The following is a 15809-nucleotide window of genomic DNA, read 5'->3' on the forward strand; positions in this document are numbered from 1 at the left end:
TGCTGACTGACCGCCCGTTCAGCTACGGTCACTTACCGAGCGCCCGTTCAGTAACACTGAGTGAAGGAGAACTGCCATGACCACCACCCCACGAATCGCGATCATCGGCGCGGGCCCCGCGGGCCTGCTGTGCGCCCGCGTGCTGCAACTGCGCGGGATCGAGGTGACCGTGTACGACGCCGACACCGCCGTGGACTCCCGAGATCCCGGCGGAACCCTGGACCTGCACGCCGACTCCGGTCAGATCGCGCTGGAGGACGCCGGACTGCTGGCGGCCTTCAGCGAGCTGGCCAGGCCGGAGGGCCAGGCCAAGTCCCGGCTCGACCAGCACGGGACCGTGCTCTCCTCCTTCGTGCCCGAGGAGGGCGACCTCGCGGCACCGGAGATCGACCGCGGCCAGCTGCGGATCATGCTCGACCAGCACGTGCGGCCCGCAACCGTGCGGTGGGGCCACAAGCTGCTCTCGGCGACCTCCCTGGGCGGTGGCCAGCACCGCGTCGAGTTCGCCAACGGGCACAGCGCCACCGTGGACCTGCTGATCGGAGCCGACGGTGCCTGGTCACGCGTGCGCCCGCTGCTGAGCGAGGCGGTGCCCCAGTACAGCGGGGTCTCGTTCCTCGACGTGCGCTTCGATGAGGTCGATCGCAGGCACCCCGGCATCGCCGCGCTCGTCGGTGACGGCCACGTGTTCGCCAACGACGGTGACGGCCGGGCCATCATCGCCCAGCGCAACAGCGAGGGCCGCGTCCGCGGTTACCTCGGCCTGCGCACCGAACTGGACTGGGCCGCCTCCGCCGGGGTCGACCTGGCGGACACCGCCTCCGTGCGCCGGTACCTGCTCGCGGAGTACGCGGGGTGGGCCCCGGAACTCCTGCCGCTGATCACCGACAGCGACGGCGAGTACGTCAACCGCCCCATCCACACCCTGCCCGCTCCGCTCACCTGGCGGCACAGGCCCGGGGTCACGCTGATCGGCGACGCGGCCCACCTGATGTCCCCGTTCGGCGGGTTCGGGGCGAACCTCGCCATGCTCGACGGGGCGGAACTCGCCCGCGCCATCGCCGAGGAGCCCAGCACCGACGCGGCCATCACCCGGTACGAGTCGGTGATGCTGCCCCGCTCCGGCGAGCTCGCCGTGCAGGCCAACCAGGCCATCGCACGGTTCTTCGCCCCCGGGCAGGCCCCCGCCCCGGACCACGAGGCCGAGCACCGGCGCTACCAGGAGGGCGCGGCCGCGTACCGCCGCTAGCGGAAATCCCTTGAGGTGGAAGGGACCTTGATGTCGAGCGTGCTGAGCTTGTCCGCCCGCAGGCTCAGCACGCCCTCGGCGTTCTCCAGCGTGCCGCGCACCACGACGGCCTGGCTGGTGCGCGCGATCCGGCGGTACCGCTGCCACAAACCCGGTGTGCACACCACGTTGAGCATGCCGGTCTCGTCCTCCACGTTGAGGAAGGTGACCCCGCCCGCGGTGGCGGGGCGCTGCCGGTGGGTGATCGCGCCGCCGACCAGCACCCTGGTCCCGCTGGGCACCCCGGCCAGCGCGGAGACCGCCAGCGCCCCCATCTCCGCCAGCCTGCCGCGTACGAACTGGATCGGGAAGCTGTCCGGGGACACGCCGGTGGCCCACACGTCGGCCGCGGCCGTCTCGATCTCGTTCATGCCGGGCAGCATCGGCGCGTCCGTGCCGACCACGGTGCCCGGCAGGCGGTCCGCGCGCTCGCGGGCCGCCGCGCCCGCGGCCCACAGCGCCCGCCTGCGGTCCAGCCCGAACGAGCCGAAGGCACCCGCCGTGGCCAGTGCTTCCAGTTGCGGCGCGGTCAACTTCGCGCGCCCGGCCAGGTCGACCATGTCCCGGTACGGCCCGTCCTGCTCGCGCAGCCGCACGATCCGCTCGGCGAGGTCCGCACCGATGGCGCGCACCGAACCGAGCCCGAGCCGGACCGCCAACCCGGGCTGCTCCAGCGTGGCGTGCGCCAGGCTGGCGTTGACGTCCGGTCCGTGCACCACCACCCCGTGCCGTCGCGCGTCGGCCACCAGGGACTGCGGGGAGTAGAAACCCATGGGCTGCGCGCGAAGCAGTGCGGCGCAGAAGGCAGCCGGGTGGTGCAGCTTGAACCAAGCACTGGCGTAGACCAGGAAGGCGAAGCTGAGCGCGTGGCTCTCCGGGAAGCCGAAGTTGGCGAACGCCAGCAACTTCACGTAGATCTTGTCGGCGAGCTCGCCGGTGATCCCGTTCTTGGCGGCACCGGCGTAGAACCTGCCGCGCAGCCGCTCCATGCGCTCGGTGGACCGCTTGGCGCCCATGGCCCTGCGCAGCTCGTCGGCCTCGGCCGGGCTGAAATCCGCCACGTCCACGGCCATCTGCATCAGCTGTTCCTGGAACAGCGGCACACCAAGGGTTCTCTTCAGTGCGTTCGCCAGCTTGGGGTGATCGCAGTCGGGCGGCTCCAGCCCCTTGCGCCGCCGGATGTACGGGTGCACCGAACCGCCCTGGATCGGCCCCGGCCGGATCAGTGCCACCTCCACCACCAGGTCGTAGAACTTCCTGGGCCGCAGCCGCGGCAGGGTGGCCATCTGGGCGCGGGACTCCACCTGGAACACACCGACCGTGTCGGCACGGCACAGCATGTCGTACACGGCGGTCTCGGCCAGGTCCAGTTTGGACATGTCGACCCGCTCGCCCTCGAACTGCTCGACCAGGTCGACCATGTAGTGCAGCGCGGAGAGCATGCCCAGCCCGAGCAGATCGAACTTGACCAGACCCGCGCTCGCGCAGTCGTCCTTGTCCCACTGCACGACCGAGCGGTTCGCCATGCGCGCCCACTCCACCGGCACGACCTCGCCGACCGGGCGGTCGCAGATGACCATGCCGCCGGAGTGGATGCCCAGGTGGCGCGGGAAACCCTCCAGCTCGTCGGCCAGCTCCAGCACCAGGTCGGGGATGTCGTGGTCGTTGTCCCCCATCGTGGACCTGACCGGCCCCCAGCGGTCGATCTGCTTGGACCAGGCGTCCTGCTGGCCCGCGGAGTAGCCCAGCGCCCGCGCCACGTCCCGCACCGCGTACTTGGCCCGGTAGGTGATCACGTTGGCCACCTGGGCCGCGCACTCCCTGCCGTAACGCCGGTAGACGTGCTGGATGGCCTCCTCGCGGCGGTCGGACTCGATGTCCAGGTCGATGTCGGGCGGGCCGTCGCGGGCCGGTGCGAGGAAGCGCTCGAACAGCAGCTCGTACCTGACCGCGTCCACGTTGGTGATGCCCAGCGCGTAGCACACGGCCGAGTTGGCCGCCGATCCCCTGCCCTGGCACAGGATCCCGGCCTTGCGGCAGAACTCCACGATGTCGTGCACGATCAGGAAGTAGCCGGGGTAGCCCAGTTCCCTGATGATCGCGAGCTCGTGCTCGATCTGCTTGTACGGCTTGGGATTGGCGGCCGGTGAACCGTACTTCTCCCGCGCGCCCGCCAGGGTGAGCTGGCGCAGGTGGCTGTCCTCGCTGTGCCCCGGCGGTACCGGGAAGGGCGGCAGCTTGGGCTTGATCAGCTCCAACTCGGTCACGCACTGCTCGCCAAGCAGGGCGGCCTGCAACACCGCACCGGGGTAGTGCGCGAACCGGTCGGCCATCTCTCGGCCGGTGCGCAGGTGCGCGGCGCTCGCCGCGGGCAGCCAGCCGTCCATCTCGTCCAGGCTGCGCCGGGCGCGCACCGCGGCCAGCGTCGAGGCGAGCCGGTGCCGCCGCGGCGCCGCGTAGTGCACCGCGTTGCTGGCCAGCGCCGCCACCCCGCAGCGCCCCGCCAGCTCGTACAGGGCGGTATTGCGCACCGTGTCCTCCGGCAGTCCGTGGTCGGTCAGCTCCACGAACACGTTGTGCCGCCCGAAGGTGTCGATCAGCCTGCGCAGTTCCCGTTCCGCACCGGCCGGTCCCTGCGCCGCCAGCGCGGACCGCACCGCCCCCTTGCGGCACCCGGTGAGCACCGCCCAGTCCCCGCCCGCCTCGTTGCCGAGCCGGTCCCAGTCGTACTCCGGCTTGCCCTTCTGCCCGCCCTTGAGCTGGGCCGCGGTGATCGTCCGGCACAGGCTCGCGTAGCCAGCGGAGTTGCGCGCCAGCACCAACAGGTGTGTGCCCTCCGGGTCGGCGATCCCGTTCTGCGGCGCGGAAAGCCCCAGGCTCAGCTCCGCGCCGAACACCGTGCGCACCCCCGCTTCCCTTGCCGCCTCGGCGAAGCGCACCGCCCCGTACATGCCGTCGTGGTCGGTGATCGCGATGGCGTCCAGCCCCAGCAGGGCCGCCTGCTCGACCAACTCCTCAGGGTGGCTCGCGCCGTCGAGGAAGCTGAAGTTGGAGTGGCAGTGCAGTTCCGCGTAGGGCACCCGCTCCGCACTGCTCGCGTCGTCCCTGGCGGGCCGCTCCCGCACCGACCTCGGCGCCTCGTAGCGCTCCCGGTGGCGGCCGAAGCCCGGTGCGTCCCCGCCGTCCCCGGTGACCGGCTTGCCCTCCAGTGCTCGCCGCAGCTCCTTCCAGCGCACCGGCGGGTTGTTCCAGCCCACAGACCCTCCACAATCGAACTCGTGTTCGAGTGTGCACTATGGACGTTTGAGCCGTCAACAAGTTGCCGCGAGTCGCACCAGACCTGGGCGGCCACGAGTGATCACCGGTCGGCACTGGTGACACTCCCCACCAAGCCAGTACTTGCCCAGAAGGAAAGTGGCGAGGTACTTTCCTCTCGGAAAAGTGATTTCGGCAAGGCAAGGAGACGGTCATGGTCGAGCACCCCTCCGCCGAAGAGGCGGCACGCGCCCTGCGGGACGTCGACCGCCGCAGGGATCAGGCGCTGGGTTCCCTGCACGGGGCGAAGTGGGTGGACCTGACCTTCGCCCTCGTGATCTTCCTGTGCCTGGCCTCGACGGACTTCCTGCCGAGTGCCGCCGGCTGGAGCGGCCTGACGATGGCCGTGCTGGCCCTCGGCTACGGACTGCTGCTGCGCACCCGTCGGGGCGCGGCGTGGCTGGGTCACAGCGCGCGGGTGGACAGGTCGGCGATCCCACCCAGGTTCGTGCTTGGTGTCTGGCTGGTCTTCGTCGCGGTGTGCGCGGCGATGTTCGCGGTGCGGCCGCTGCACGTGCAGATCCCCTACGGGAGCACGATCATGGGCGCGGTGCTGGCGATCGTGCTGGTCGTGTTCGGGCAACACCTGCGGCGAGGCTTGGCCGCACTGGTCCGGCGCAGCCGCTCAGGAGGCGCGGCAGATGGCCACGCCTGACCTGGATCCACTCCTGCTGGACCCCACCCGGCTGTCCATCGTGGCACTGTTGGCCAGCACCGAGTGGGCCGAGTTCAGGTGGGTCCGCGACCTGGTCGGGCTGTCGGACTCCGCGCTGTCAAAGCAGATCACGAACCTGGCCAACCCGGGATACGTGGAAGTCAAGAAGGGGTACGTGGGCAAACGCCCGCGAACTTGGCTCAACCTCAGCGATTCCGGGCACCAGGCGCTGCGCGCCCACGTCGCGGCCCTGAACCAGATCGTGGAGCAGTCACAACGGGCGGGCAGCACGCACCGCGCGGAGGAACCGAGCGCCTAACCGGCCCAGCCACGCCGTCCGCCATCGGCTCAGCCGACAGCGGGGCCGCGGGTGACGGCGAACTCGCGCACGGCGTCGGCGACGGCCGGGGAGTCATTGCGCAGGATCTTGCTGTGGTTGCTCGCGACCTTCGCGCTCACCTTGAGGTTCGGGTTGCTGGCGAGCAGCGGATCGAGCACGGTCCGCCCCTGTTCCATCTCCCCGTCCTTGCTCCCGAGGCTGTCACCCGTGGCCAGCACGAACCGGACCGGGCAGGTCAGGCGGTCGAGGACCGGCACGCTGGCGGCGGCGATCTCGTTGCACTCGATGTTGACCTCGGCGTGCTGGTCGGCGGTCATCCGCGCGGCCAGGCCCAGCCGGCTGGCAATCGGAAACAGCCACCGCATCCGGCGGAACAGCTTCCGGATCCGCTCCCGGCCGGCCTCGCCGGTCAGACCGACCGGAAAGGCGTCCACGGTCACCACCCCCAGGACGCGGTCCGGATTCCGGTCGGCCCAGTGCCACCCCAGTATCCCCCCGTAGGACCAGCCCACCAGCAGCGGCCGGTCCACGCCTCGCGCCGTGAGGACGGCGTCCAGGTCCCGGATACACGCCTCGAACGAATAGTCCGCCGAGCGCTTCGACTTGCCGCGGGCGCGCTGGTCGTAGGTGATGTGCCGGTAACCGCTGCCGAGGTCGGCAAGCACGCGCTTCCAGTGCGACTGGTCGGCATAGGCACCATTGAGGTAGACCACGGGACGGCCGGGGCCGCCGGTGTCGCTCACGTACAGCGCGGTGTCCTCGACCGACAGCATGCCGGTCCAGGCGGATTGTTTGCTGGTCATGGCTTTTCCTTTCTTCATGTCGCCGTACGAGATGTGGACTCGACTCCGGGTCGCCGGTACTCGGTGACGCAGGCGCGTGCGGCGCTCCAGGGCGCCGTTCGATTCCGGTACCGCGGCTGGCAGGTCCGGAGCTTGCGGTCCTGGGTACGGGAGAAAGACGAGCTTGCCGCACTTTCCTGGGCTGGCCAGCCGCCTGTCCGCGGCGGCGCGCCGATGAGCGGCTAGACTTCGGGGTGGCAGTTCAACCGTGCTCTGCTGTAGCGGACGCGGCCTCGGGAGGGTGTTCCAGCACCCTCTCGAGGGTCCGTCCAATGGGACGGCGCCTACTCGCAGAAGACACGCACGGTGCCATCGGCCTGGTCAACCTCCACGGTCAGCTCGTCGAGCTGGTCCACGAACTCCTCGAGCTGTTCGGGCTTGAGCTGGGTCAGGTCGAACGGCAGGCCCGACTCGTTCAGCTCGGCATTGACCTTGTCCAGTGCCCGCGGCGGGATCAGGGCCGCCAGCTTCACGCCGGCCCGCAGCAGTTGCAGCGGTACCCGCACGTTGACCCGCGTCGGCTCGCCGTCCTCCAGGGTGTCCACCACCACCCGCAGGTACTTCGCCCTGCCCTTCGGTCGGGCCTCGAGACTCGACGGCGCCGCTGGCTGGTCCCGTTCGAGCGCGGCGATGAGCCGCTCCGCCTCCGCTGCGGTGATCTTGCCCTCGGCCAGCATGTCGAGGACGTCCTTGCGCTGTTCGTTCATCGGAACCTCTCCTATCGGATAGTGACGAGCACAGCCGCACGACCCTGCTCGATGTCGAACCTGGTGCCGGGCAACGCGGAAATGACGCGCCAACCGGTGCCCAGTGCCCGCACCACGCTGACGCGGTACACGAGGCAGACCACGGCCGCCGCCAGTACGGCCAGGACCACGACCGGTGAGAACACGAGCACTACGGGCAGTACCGGGACCCAGATCCGGATGGGACGGCCGTCCGGGCGCGCGACCCGTACGGTCAACAACTGCGGCATCACGTCCGACCCTCCAGTTCGGACAGTGCCTGCTGTGTGGTGATCTCGCCGCGTCGCAACCGATCGATGACCTCGGCCCGCGAGGGCGCCGGATCGGTCTCGACGAACTCGAGCATCTGCGTGATCCGGTTCAGTCGCGATTTGATCGTCGGGTAGCTCACCCCGAAGATCCGCTCCATCTCCTTGATGGAGCCGTGGCACCGCACGAACGCCGTGACGAAGACCTGGTCCGCGACGGTGAGCTGAGCCAGTTGCGGTAGCTCGAACTCGCCCTCGATCGCGACGCCGTTGCCGGCCAGGCGCACCCGCTCAACGACGAACGGCTGGCCCTGGGTCAGGTTCGTGAGTTCCTGCCAGTCCATCGCCCGCTCTGTCATATCTCAAGTATGACCCTGAGCATCCTCAATTTTCAAGAAGTCGATCTTAACTTTCTTAAGTTCGCACATCGCGCCGCCGGTCACCACCCAGATCGAGCAAAATGTACCTACTAGTATGTACAGATCAGGCCGACCCATCGAGCACACGGAGAACCGCTGACATGCCACTTGTCCGAGTTGACGCGCTGAGGGCCACCGGCGAACGGCTCGACGCGCTGGGCCGCGCCGTGCACGACGCCCTGGTCGAGACGATCGGCATCCCGCCCGACGACCGGTTCCAGATCCTGACCGGTCACGACGGCACCAGCAGCACACTGCGCTTCGACAACTACCTCGGCGTGCACCGCGACGAGGGCATCGTGTACGTCGCGATCACGATGCGCGCCGGCCGCACGACCGCGCAGAAGCAGGCGCTGTACCGGCGGATCGCCGAACTCGCCCAGGAGTACGCGGGGACCGAGCCTCGCAACGTGTTCATCACCCTGACCGAGAACGAGTCGGCCGACTGGTCGCTCGGCAACGGGGTGGCGCAGTACGTCCTGTGAGGTCGGCGATCACGGGCCGGTGCCGACAGCGGTGGACCACTCGACCAGTGGCGGGCGCACCGCGGCGCACAGCGGGTGCCCCTTGGCGTCGGTGAGCCGCAGGCGGGCGACGAGCTGTCCGGACTGCGCGGCGGCACGCACGAGGTCCGGGTCGACTGCGTCGAGCATCAGCTTCGCCCTGCGGAACAGGACGAAGGTGCCAGCCTCGTCCACGGTGCCCCAGGACAGGTAGATGAACCGGCCGCCAGGTCGACCTTGCACGTACGCGCCCGTGATGTCGACGCCTGCCGAGTTGGCGGTCGCGACGCAGTCCACGACCCAGGTGGCCGAGGGCGCGTCGCCGGTGTGGAGTTCGAGCAGTTCCCCCGGCCGGTTCCGCCGCTGGACGCCGACGTGGATGTTGCTGTAGCCGGGAAAGCCGGGGGCGGCGGGGCAGGTGCGCCCCGGCAGGTCGGAGGCTTCGATTCGGATCCGCACACGACCAGGATGGGGCCTGTGCGCGGGCAGTGGGTGACTAGCGGCGCAGGTGGCGGCTGAGGTCCCCGAGCAGGTCGACGCGGGCCTCCCGCTGCACGAAGAACCACTGCCCGTCACGACGACGGAACCGGTCGCGGTAACGGCCACTGGCGATGGTCTGCAGCGGGAAGTCGGGAAGTGCTTGCAGGACGGTGAAGTACGAGCGCGCTGAGGCCGTGCCCGCCTGCTCGTCCACCTCGATGATCAGGTTTGTGGTGACGTGCTTGGTCCGCGGTGTACCGTCCCCGTAGCGGATCACGGTGTCCTCGAACATCTTCCGGATCGCGTCCCGACCGCGCACCGGTTCGCCGCTGCCGGTGAACGTGGCCTCGGCGAGCAACTCGCCAAGACCGGCGAAGTCCCCGTCGTCCACGAGTTCCGCGTAGGTGGCGATCAGGTTTGCGATGGGTGTGGACACACCTCAGTGTGCCACGGATCCCCTAGGGTCACACGGGTGACCGAGCCCGCATTCCTTGACGCCATCAGGAAGTCCTACGACACCGTCGCTGAGGCCTACGTCGAACTCGTCGTACCCCCTGCGGGCATGGACCCGCTGTCCCGCGCGATGCTGGCCGCGTTCGCCGAACTCGTGCGGACCGCCGACCTCGGGCCGGTCGCGGACCTGGGCTGCGGCCCCGGCCGGATCACGGCACACCTGACCGCACTGGGCCTGTCCGCGTTCGGTATCGACCTGTCACCGAAGATGGTCGCACTCGCCCGGCAGGCCCACCCGGACCTGCGGTTCGCCGTGGGCTCGACGACCGCGCTAGACCTCAGCGACGGTGAACTCGGCGGCATCCTGGCCTGGTACTCGACCCACCACACGCCGCCCGAGCACCTGCCGACCGTGTTCGCCGAGTTCCACCGCACGCTCGCACCTGGCGGGCACCTGCTGCTGGGCAGCCATATCGGGAACTACGAGATCCGGCGCCCCACCGAGGGGTACGGCGGTCACCCGGTGTCGTTCGAGTCCCATCTGCTGCCCGCGGACCGCATCGCCGAATTGCTGTCCGCGGCGGGCTTCCACGTGACCGCTCGCCTGGTGCAGGAGAACGAGGACAGGCCGGGGCGCGAGGGAATCGCGGTCGTGGCCCGCAAACCGCGGGATTAGAGTCGCCGGTCATGGAACGGATCGGCCCGCCCCTGACCGCGGGCGAACGCGAGACGCTGCGCGGTTTCCTGGACTACCACCGCGCGACCCTGGCCATGAAGTGCGAGGGCCTGTCCGAGGAGGACCTGCGGCGCCGGGCCTCGCCCCCGTCCACGCTGTCGCTGCTGGGACTGGTGCGGCACATGGCCGAGGTGGAGCGGGCCTGGTTCCGCCGGGTGATCAACGCCGAGGACGTGCCCCTGGTGTGGTCGGACTCCGGCGACTACCAGGTGGCCTACGACGCCAGCGCGGCCACCAGGTCCACGGCCTTCGAGGCCTGGCAGGCGGAGGTCGAGCAGTCACGGCGGATCGAGGCGCGAGCGGAGTCGCTGGACGTGACCGGGGTGAACCGCAAGTCGGGCGAGGAGGTCTCGCTGCGGTTGGTGATGCTGCACATGATGCACGAGTACGCCAGGCACAACGGTCACGCCGACTTCCTGCGCGAGGCGATCGACGGGGTCACCGGGGCCTGAAGAAATTTTTTCGGAGCTGTGTCGATCCGGGCGGCGGCCGTTCGTGTAGGGGGTGAGAATCCGGCACAGCAAGCCCGAGGAGGCACACCGTGCAGCAGTACCTGCTCAGCATCTACCAGCCCGACGGCCCCACCCCGCCGCCCGAGTTCCTGGAGCCGATCATGCGGAACGTGGCGGCGGTGAACGAGGAGATGCAGGCCGCGGGCGCCTGGGTCTTCACCGCGGGCCTGCACGAGCCGAGCACCGCCACCGTGCTGCGGCTCAAGGACGAGGACGTGCTCACCACCGACGGCCCGTACGTGGAGGGCAAGGAGCACATCGGCGGCTTCACCGTCATCCAGGCGCCCGACCTGGACGCCGCGCTGGAGTGGGGCGGCAAGCTCGCCCGCGCCATCACCCTGCCGATCGAGGTCCGGCCGCTGCGGGACGGGACCTGCGGCGGGTGAGCACCGACCCCGCGGCGGTCGAGCGCGTGTTCCGCGAGGAGCACGGCAGAACCGTCGCCGTGCTGGTCCGCGTCCTCGGCGACATCGAGCTCGCCGAGGACGCGGTCCAGGAGGCCTTCGCCGCCGCCCTGCTCAAGTGGCCCGCCGAGGGGCTGCCGCCGAGCCCGGCGGGCTGGCTGATCACCACGGCCCGCAACAAGGCGCTGGACCGGCTGCGCAGGGAGTCCACCCGCGCGGACCGGCACGCCCAGGCCGAACTGCTGTACGCCCGCGAGCAACCGGCCGAGGAGGGACCCGTGCGCGACGACCGGCTGCGGCTGATCTTCACCTGCTGCCACCCCGCGCTGGCGCCCGGCGCCCGGGTCGCGCTGACCCTGCGCCTGCTCGGCGGGCTGAGCACGGCGGAGATCGCGCGGGCGTTCCTGGTACCGGAACCCACGATGGCGCAACGGCTCGTGCGGGCCAAGGGCAAGATCCGCGACGCGCGCATCCCCTACCGGGTGCCCGGCGAGGCCGAGCTGCCCGACCGGCTTCGCGCCGTGCTGGCCGTGGTCTACCTGGTCTTCACCGAGGGGCACACGGCCAGTTCCGGCGCGGAGCCGGTGCGCGAGGAGCTCTGCGCGGAGGCGATCCGGCTCGGCAGGCTGCTCGCCGAGCTGATGCCCGACGAGCCCGAGGTCCTGGGGCTGCTCGCGCTGATGCTGCTCGTCCAGTCGCGGCGGCCCGCACGGGTCACCGCCGACGGGGAGCTGGTGCTGCTGGCCGACCAGGACCGCGGGCGGTGGGACCGCGCGCTGATCGAGGAGGGCCAGCGGTTGGTGCGGCGCTGCCTGCGGCGTGACCGGCCGGGGCCGTACCAGGTCCAGGCCGCGATCAACGCCGTGCACAGCGACGCGCCCACCGCGGCGGCGACCGACTGGGGGCAGATCGTGCAGCTCTACGACCACCTCATGGCGCTGGCGCCGACTCCCGTGGTGGCGCTCAACCGGGCCGTCGCCGTGGCGGAGGTGGACGGCCCGGCCGCCGCGCTGTCCATTGTGTACAGTCTGGAACTGGACCGCTACCACCTGTGGCACGCGGTGCGCGCGGACCTGCTGCGGCGCATGGGTCGTACCGAGGAGGCGATCACCGCGTACGAGGCGGCGGCGTCCCGCACCGAGAACCCGGCAGAGCGGGCGCTACTGGATAACCGAGTGGCGCTGCTGCGCACGGGTGACACGATGGGGGCGTGAGCGAACTCCTCGTCGACACCAACCCCCTGCCCGCGGGAATCAGCGGCAGGCTGCGCGACCAGCTGACCTTCCTGATCGAGGTGGACCGGCTCAAGACGGTGCTGCGGCAGTCCCCGCTGGCCGCCGCACCGCGCCGGGAGAACGACGCCGAGCACTCCTGGCACCTGGCCATGGCCGTCGTGGTGCTCGCCGAGCACGCCGACGAGCCGGTGGACGTCGGGCGCACCGTACAGCTCGTGCTGGTGCACGACCTCGTGGAGATCTACGCGGGCGACACCCCGCTGTACGACCTGGCCGCGCGGGAGAGCCAGCAGGAGCGCGAGGAGGCGGCAGCGGCCCGGCTGTTCGCCCTGCTGCCCGCCGACCAGTCGCAGCGGATGCGCGAGCTGTGGGACGAGTTCGAGGCGCGGCGCACCCCGGAGGCGCGCTTCGCCAAGGCCATGGACCGGCTGCTGCCGGTGCTGCACAACTGGATGGCGCGCGGCGGCACCTGGCTGGCCTTCGACGCCAGCGCGGACCACGTGCGCGAGCACACGTCCTCGATCAACGAGGCCTCGGCCACCCTCGGTACCGCCCGCGACCACGTGATCGCCGAGGCCCAACGCCAGGGCTGGACCGCAGGCTGACCACGAGTCCCGCCCTGAGGCGCGCGAGTTCCGGCCTGAGGTGCGCGAGTCCCGCTCTCCCGCACGCGAGTCCCGCCCTGGGACCCGCGAATCCCGCCCTGGGGCCCGCGAGTCCCGGCCTCCCGGACTAGTCGAGCCACTCCTCGGAGCGCCGGGGCAGCGGGATCAGCGCCTGCTGCCCGAACTCACGCGCCGACCACGGTGGCAGCACGGAGCGGCGGACGGGCCAGCTCGGCTCGCCGAACCAGGACTCGTCGGCCGGTCCGTGGAACTCCCCGGAGGAGTGGTTTTCGTGCATGGTCAGTCGTAGATCCCTTCCACCGTCCACCGCTTGTCCTCGCGGACCAGCAGCAGCGCGGTCTGTTCCGCATCGTCGAGCACCACCTGGAGCCGGGACCTGCGTCGTTCCCGCTCCCACCACCGCTCCTCCGCCGACCAGGGCCCGGCCCAGGCCAGCACCGCCCTCGGCGGTCCACCGCCGAGCACCACCTGTGCGGGCGCCCCGGTCAGCACGTGCCGACCGGTCACGCCGACCGGGGCCGCCGAGTCGTCCAGCACCTCGACGGCCACCGGTTCGGCGGGCACGGTCGCCGGGGACGGGGCGGGCAGCCGGCCCGGCCAGGGCGCGTCCGGGTCGGCCGAGGGCAGCCGCTGCTCGCCCCACGGCACGGCCCGCACCCGGTCCGAGGGGCCGCGTCCGCCACCGAGCACGCCGGTGAACACCCCCTCGGGGCCGAGCAGCCCCTGCACCCTGACCAACGCCCTGCCCGCCCGTTCCGCCCCGGTTCCCGGGTCCTCCGCGCCGCCGTGCCACAGCCCCAGCTGCAACGCGGTGGCGTCCACCACCTCCTCGGGCACCAGCCACAGCCGCACCAGCCCCGCCGTCGGCCGGTCCTCGGCCCGCAGCCACCCGTCGAGCTGCCAGCGCACCCGGTCCGCGATGCCGGTCGGGGTGAGCGGTTCGGCGCACCGCCACACCCGCCCCAACTCCTCACCGTGCTCGGTCCTCGCGTGCACACCCAGCCGGGTGCAGGCCAGCCCCACCGCGGCGAGCTTGTCGTGCAGCGACTCCGCGAGAGCCCGCGCCGCGAAGGCCGCGGCGTCCACGCGGTCTAGCGGTGGATCGGGCGTTTGCGTTACGCCCAGGTCATCCGGCGGCCGCCTCCTGGACGGCGGGCGTTCCTCCGCACCGCGGGCCAGCCGGTGCGCGCACACCCCGTCCGCGCCGAACCGGGAGGCCACGTCGCGCTCGGTCAGCGCCGCGAAGGCGCCCAGTGTGCGCAGGCCCAGCCTGCGCAGCAGGTCTACCAGCGCGGCCCGCTCCGGCCCACGGCGCTCGGCGGGCTGGTCCAGTTCGGCGATGCCCAGCGGGGCCAGGAACTCGGCGCTGCCGCCCGCGGGCACCACCAGACCGGTGCGCGCGGCCAAGGTCGCGGCGTACAGCCCGTCGGCGATGCCCACCTGGCACTCCACACCCTGCTCGCCGGCCACCTGGTCGATCAGTCGCTCGGCCACGGCCTGCTCCGAACCGAAGTAGCCGACCGGCCCGCGCACGGGCAGCGCCACCAGACCGGGCCGCACCACCTCGATGCCGGTGGCGAGCCGTTCCACCGCCGCGGCCACCGGCTCGAACACCCGGGCGTCACGCTCCAGGTCCTCCTCGAACACCACCAGCTCCGGGCAGCGCCCCTGCGCGGTGCGCCGCCGGTCCCCGCGCCGCACGCCCTCGGCCCTGGCCGCCGCGGAACAGGCCACCACCCGGTTCGCCGCGAACACCGCGGCGGGCACCTGCTGGTCCAGTCCCGCCGTGGACAGCGCGGCGGTCACCGGCCAGTCCGGGCACCAGACGACGAGCGTGCGCACGGTCATGGCAGCACCCTGCGCAGCTCGGCCTGGGTGGGCACGGGCAGGGCGATGCCGTCCTGGCCCGGTAGCACGAGCCGCACCTGGTTGCCCCGTGCGGCGGCGCCCCTGCCCCGTGAGCGCACCACGACCTCGCGCTGCCGCAGGTAGCCGTGGCCCTCGCCGAGCCCGGACCAGCGGCCCGTGCAGTCCAGTTCGAGATCGGCCCCCGGCCACTGGCCGAAGGGCACCAGCACGGCTCCCCGGTTGCGGGCCCGCGCGGACAGCCGTCGCGCGTCCGCCTCCCGCAGCTCGCCCGCCTGCCGCACGGCCACCAGGTCGAACCCGTCGAGCAGGGCCCCGGTCACCGCCAGCAGTTGCTCTCCCGGCTGTGGCACCAGCGCCAGCCGGTGCACCACGACCCCCAGTTCGGCGGCGGCCAGCAGGCCCAGGTCGGGCACGCCGACCACGGCGGCCCAGGATCCGTTCACCGTGGCCGCGGCCAGCAGCGCGAGCAGCAAGGTGGTGGACCCGCGCACCACCACCGTGCTGCCCCGCCGCAGGCCGCCCCACGGCAACAGGTCGGCCAGTCCGTCCAGGACCGGCAGCACCCGCCCCACCGTCTGGTCCGCTGGTGTCCTGGTCAGCTCGCTGAGCCTGCTCACCCCGTTGAGCGCGGCCAACGACGCCGTTGCCGACCTGGGCACCAGCCACCTCCTCCCACACTCGTGACCGCGCACGCACCCCTGCGCTGCGGCCCACCGTGGGGAAGACGGCGGTACCTCGAAGTGTCCGACCCCCGAGCCGTCCACTCCGTCTCGTTCGAAACTGTGTTCGAACCGATGGATCAAGTAGACACCATGGCGAACCGTCGCGTCAAGCCACTCGAAGGACTGACAGACACGCCTGTGGAGCGATCATCCAGACAACAAGAAGTGATCTGGCGCACACTGGAGGCAAGCCCGACGAACTGGTGGGAAGTGATCATGATGGAGCCCACGAAGCCGAGAACGGCTGAGGACTGGACCGATTCACTCATCCGGTACCGGCACCTCGCCGCCGAGGTGCTGGCCACGCACCAACGAGCCAATGCCCAGTGCGTCGTGTGCGGCCAGCAGTGGCCCTGCAAGGCCGCCTGCGCCGCCGAGTTCGTGCTGGAGCTGTAGCCCGGTGTCATGAAGGTGCC

The 15809-nt window shown here is 71.2% G+C and carries 20 protein-coding genes; 10 read left to right on the forward strand and 10 right to left on the reverse strand.

Annotated features, from left to right (window positions below):
* Positions 1-76 precede the first annotated feature (76 nt).
* Complete coding sequence (locus tag KALB_RS39730; RefSeq protein ID WP_025361248.1) at positions 77-1249, forward strand: FAD-dependent oxidoreductase; 1173 nt, start codon at positions 77-79, stop codon at positions 1247-1249.
* Here the strand turns inward: KALB_RS39730 and KALB_RS39735 are convergent.
* On the reverse strand, positions 1246-4545 hold the full coding sequence (locus tag KALB_RS39735) for an error-prone DNA polymerase (protein ID WP_025361249.1): 3300 nt from the start codon (positions 4543-4545) through the stop codon (positions 1246-1248). The genes KALB_RS39730 and KALB_RS39735 overlap by 4 nt on opposite strands.
* A 212-nt stretch (positions 4546-4757) precedes the next feature.
* Between KALB_RS39735 and KALB_RS39740 the strand changes: the two genes are divergently transcribed.
* Together KALB_RS39740 and KALB_RS39745 are read left to right on the forward strand one after the other, a co-directional pair.
* A complete protein-coding gene (locus KALB_RS39740) occupies positions 4758-5258 on the forward strand; it encodes a hypothetical protein (RefSeq protein WP_025361250.1) in 501 nt (166 codons plus the stop codon).
* Positions 5245-5577: a winged helix-turn-helix domain-containing protein gene (locus tag KALB_RS39745; protein WP_025361251.1), complete on the forward strand. Its 333-nt coding sequence runs from the start codon at positions 5245-5247 to the stop codon at positions 5575-5577. The genes KALB_RS39740 and KALB_RS39745 overlap by 14 nt, the downstream gene beginning before the upstream one ends.
* Before the next feature lie 29 nt (positions 5578-5606).
* Here the strand turns inward: KALB_RS39745 and KALB_RS39750 are convergent, their stop codons facing one another.
* The 4 genes from KALB_RS39750 to KALB_RS39765 all read right to left on the reverse strand — a co-directional run bounded on the left by KALB_RS39750 (position 5607) and on the right by KALB_RS39765 (position 7793).
* On the reverse strand, positions 5607-6401 hold the full coding sequence (locus KALB_RS39750; protein WP_025361252.1) for an alpha/beta fold hydrolase: 795 nt from the start codon (positions 6399-6401) through the stop codon (positions 5607-5609).
* Positions 6402-6724: 323 nt separating this feature from the next.
* Complete coding sequence (locus KALB_RS39755) at positions 6725-7147, reverse strand: SHOCT-like domain-containing protein (protein WP_025361253.1); 423 nt, start codon at positions 7145-7147, stop codon at positions 6725-6727.
* Between the two features lie 11 nt (positions 7148-7158).
* Positions 7159-7416, reverse strand: a complete 258-nt coding sequence (locus KALB_RS39760; protein ID WP_035976767.1) for a hypothetical protein — start codon at positions 7414-7416, stop codon at positions 7159-7161.
* A complete protein-coding gene (locus KALB_RS39765; RefSeq protein WP_201771868.1) occupies positions 7416-7793 on the reverse strand; it encodes a DUF2089 domain-containing protein in 378 nt (125 codons plus the stop codon). Before KALB_RS39765 ends, KALB_RS39760 begins: the two co-directional genes overlap by 1 nt.
* Positions 7794-7954: 161 nt before the next feature.
* Here KALB_RS39765 and KALB_RS39770 point away from each other — a divergent pair, with 161 nt between their 5' ends.
* Positions 7955-8338 carry a tautomerase family protein gene (locus KALB_RS39770; protein ID WP_025361256.1) on the forward strand — a complete coding sequence of 128 codons (384 nt, stop codon included), beginning with the start codon at positions 7955-7957 and terminating at the stop codon, positions 8336-8338.
* Positions 8339-8347: 9 nt separating this feature from the next.
* Here the strand turns inward: KALB_RS39770 and KALB_RS39775 are convergent, their stop codons facing one another.
* Entirely contained in the window at positions 8348-8815 is a 468-nt protein-coding gene (locus KALB_RS39775) for a DUF5990 family protein (protein ID WP_025361257.1), read from the reverse strand.
* A 37-nt stretch (positions 8816-8852) separates the two neighbouring features.
* The gene (locus KALB_RS39780) at positions 8853-9272 is read right to left on the reverse strand and encodes a nuclear transport factor 2 family protein (RefSeq protein WP_236650114.1); all 420 of its coding nucleotides are present in this window, start codon (positions 9270-9272) and stop codon (positions 8853-8855) included.
* 36 nt (positions 9273-9308) lie between these two features.
* On the opposite strand from KALB_RS39780, the gene KALB_RS39785 reads away from it, so the two are divergent.
* From KALB_RS39785 to KALB_RS39805, 5 genes are all read left to right on the forward strand, one after another.
* Entirely contained in the window at positions 9309-9965 is a 657-nt protein-coding gene (locus tag KALB_RS39785; protein WP_025361259.1) for a class I SAM-dependent methyltransferase, read from the forward strand.
* A gap of 11 nt (positions 9966-9976) precedes the next feature.
* Positions 9977-10477, forward strand: coding sequence for a DinB family protein (locus tag KALB_RS39790; RefSeq protein WP_025361260.1), 501 nt, complete (start codon positions 9977-9979; stop codon positions 10475-10477).
* An 89-nt stretch (positions 10478-10566) separates the two neighbouring features.
* Complete coding sequence (locus tag KALB_RS39795; RefSeq protein ID WP_025361261.1) at positions 10567-10923, forward strand: YciI family protein; 357 nt, start codon at positions 10567-10569, stop codon at positions 10921-10923.
* Entirely contained in the window at positions 10911-12155 is a 1245-nt protein-coding gene (locus KALB_RS39800; RefSeq protein ID WP_201772085.1) for an RNA polymerase sigma factor, read from the forward strand. The genes KALB_RS39795 and KALB_RS39800 overlap by 13 nt, the downstream gene beginning before the upstream one ends.
* Positions 12152-12781 carry an HD domain-containing protein gene (locus KALB_RS39805; protein WP_025361263.1) on the forward strand — a complete coding sequence of 210 codons (630 nt, stop codon included), beginning with the start codon at positions 12152-12154 and terminating at the stop codon, positions 12779-12781. Before KALB_RS39800 ends, KALB_RS39805 begins: the two co-directional genes overlap by 4 nt.
* A 127-nt stretch (positions 12782-12908) precedes the next feature.
* Here the strand turns inward: KALB_RS39805 and KALB_RS48015 are convergent, their stop codons facing one another.
* The 3 genes from KALB_RS48015 to KALB_RS39815 are packed head-to-tail and all read right to left on the reverse strand — an operon-like array spanning position 12909 to position 15333.
* On the reverse strand, positions 12909-13079 hold the full coding sequence (locus tag KALB_RS48015; RefSeq protein WP_158510890.1) for a hypothetical protein: 171 nt from the start codon (positions 13077-13079) through the stop codon (positions 12909-12911).
* A 2-nt stretch (positions 13080-13081) separates the two neighbouring features.
* Positions 13082-14650, reverse strand: coding sequence for a DNA polymerase Y family protein (locus tag KALB_RS39810; RefSeq protein WP_025361264.1), 1569 nt, complete (start codon positions 14648-14650; stop codon positions 13082-13084).
* Positions 14647-15333: a DnaE2-dependent mutagenesis accessory factor ImuA' gene (locus tag KALB_RS39815; RefSeq protein ID WP_025361265.1), complete on the reverse strand. Its 687-nt coding sequence runs from the start codon at positions 15331-15333 to the stop codon at positions 14647-14649. Before KALB_RS39815 ends, KALB_RS39810 begins: the two co-directional genes overlap by 4 nt.
* A 276-nt stretch (positions 15334-15609) precedes the next feature.
* On the opposite strand from KALB_RS39815, the gene KALB_RS39820 reads away from it, so the two are divergent.
* On the forward strand, positions 15610-15789 hold the full coding sequence (locus tag KALB_RS39820) for a hypothetical protein (protein WP_148309832.1): 180 nt from the start codon (positions 15610-15612) through the stop codon (positions 15787-15789).
* The last annotated feature ends 20 nt before the right edge of the window (positions 15790-15809 follow it).

This window comes from Kutzneria viridogrisea DSM 43870 (genome assembly GCF_000525635.1).
Classification (GTDB): Bacteria; Actinomycetota; Actinomycetes; order Mycobacteriales; family Pseudonocardiaceae; genus Kutzneria; species Kutzneria viridogrisea.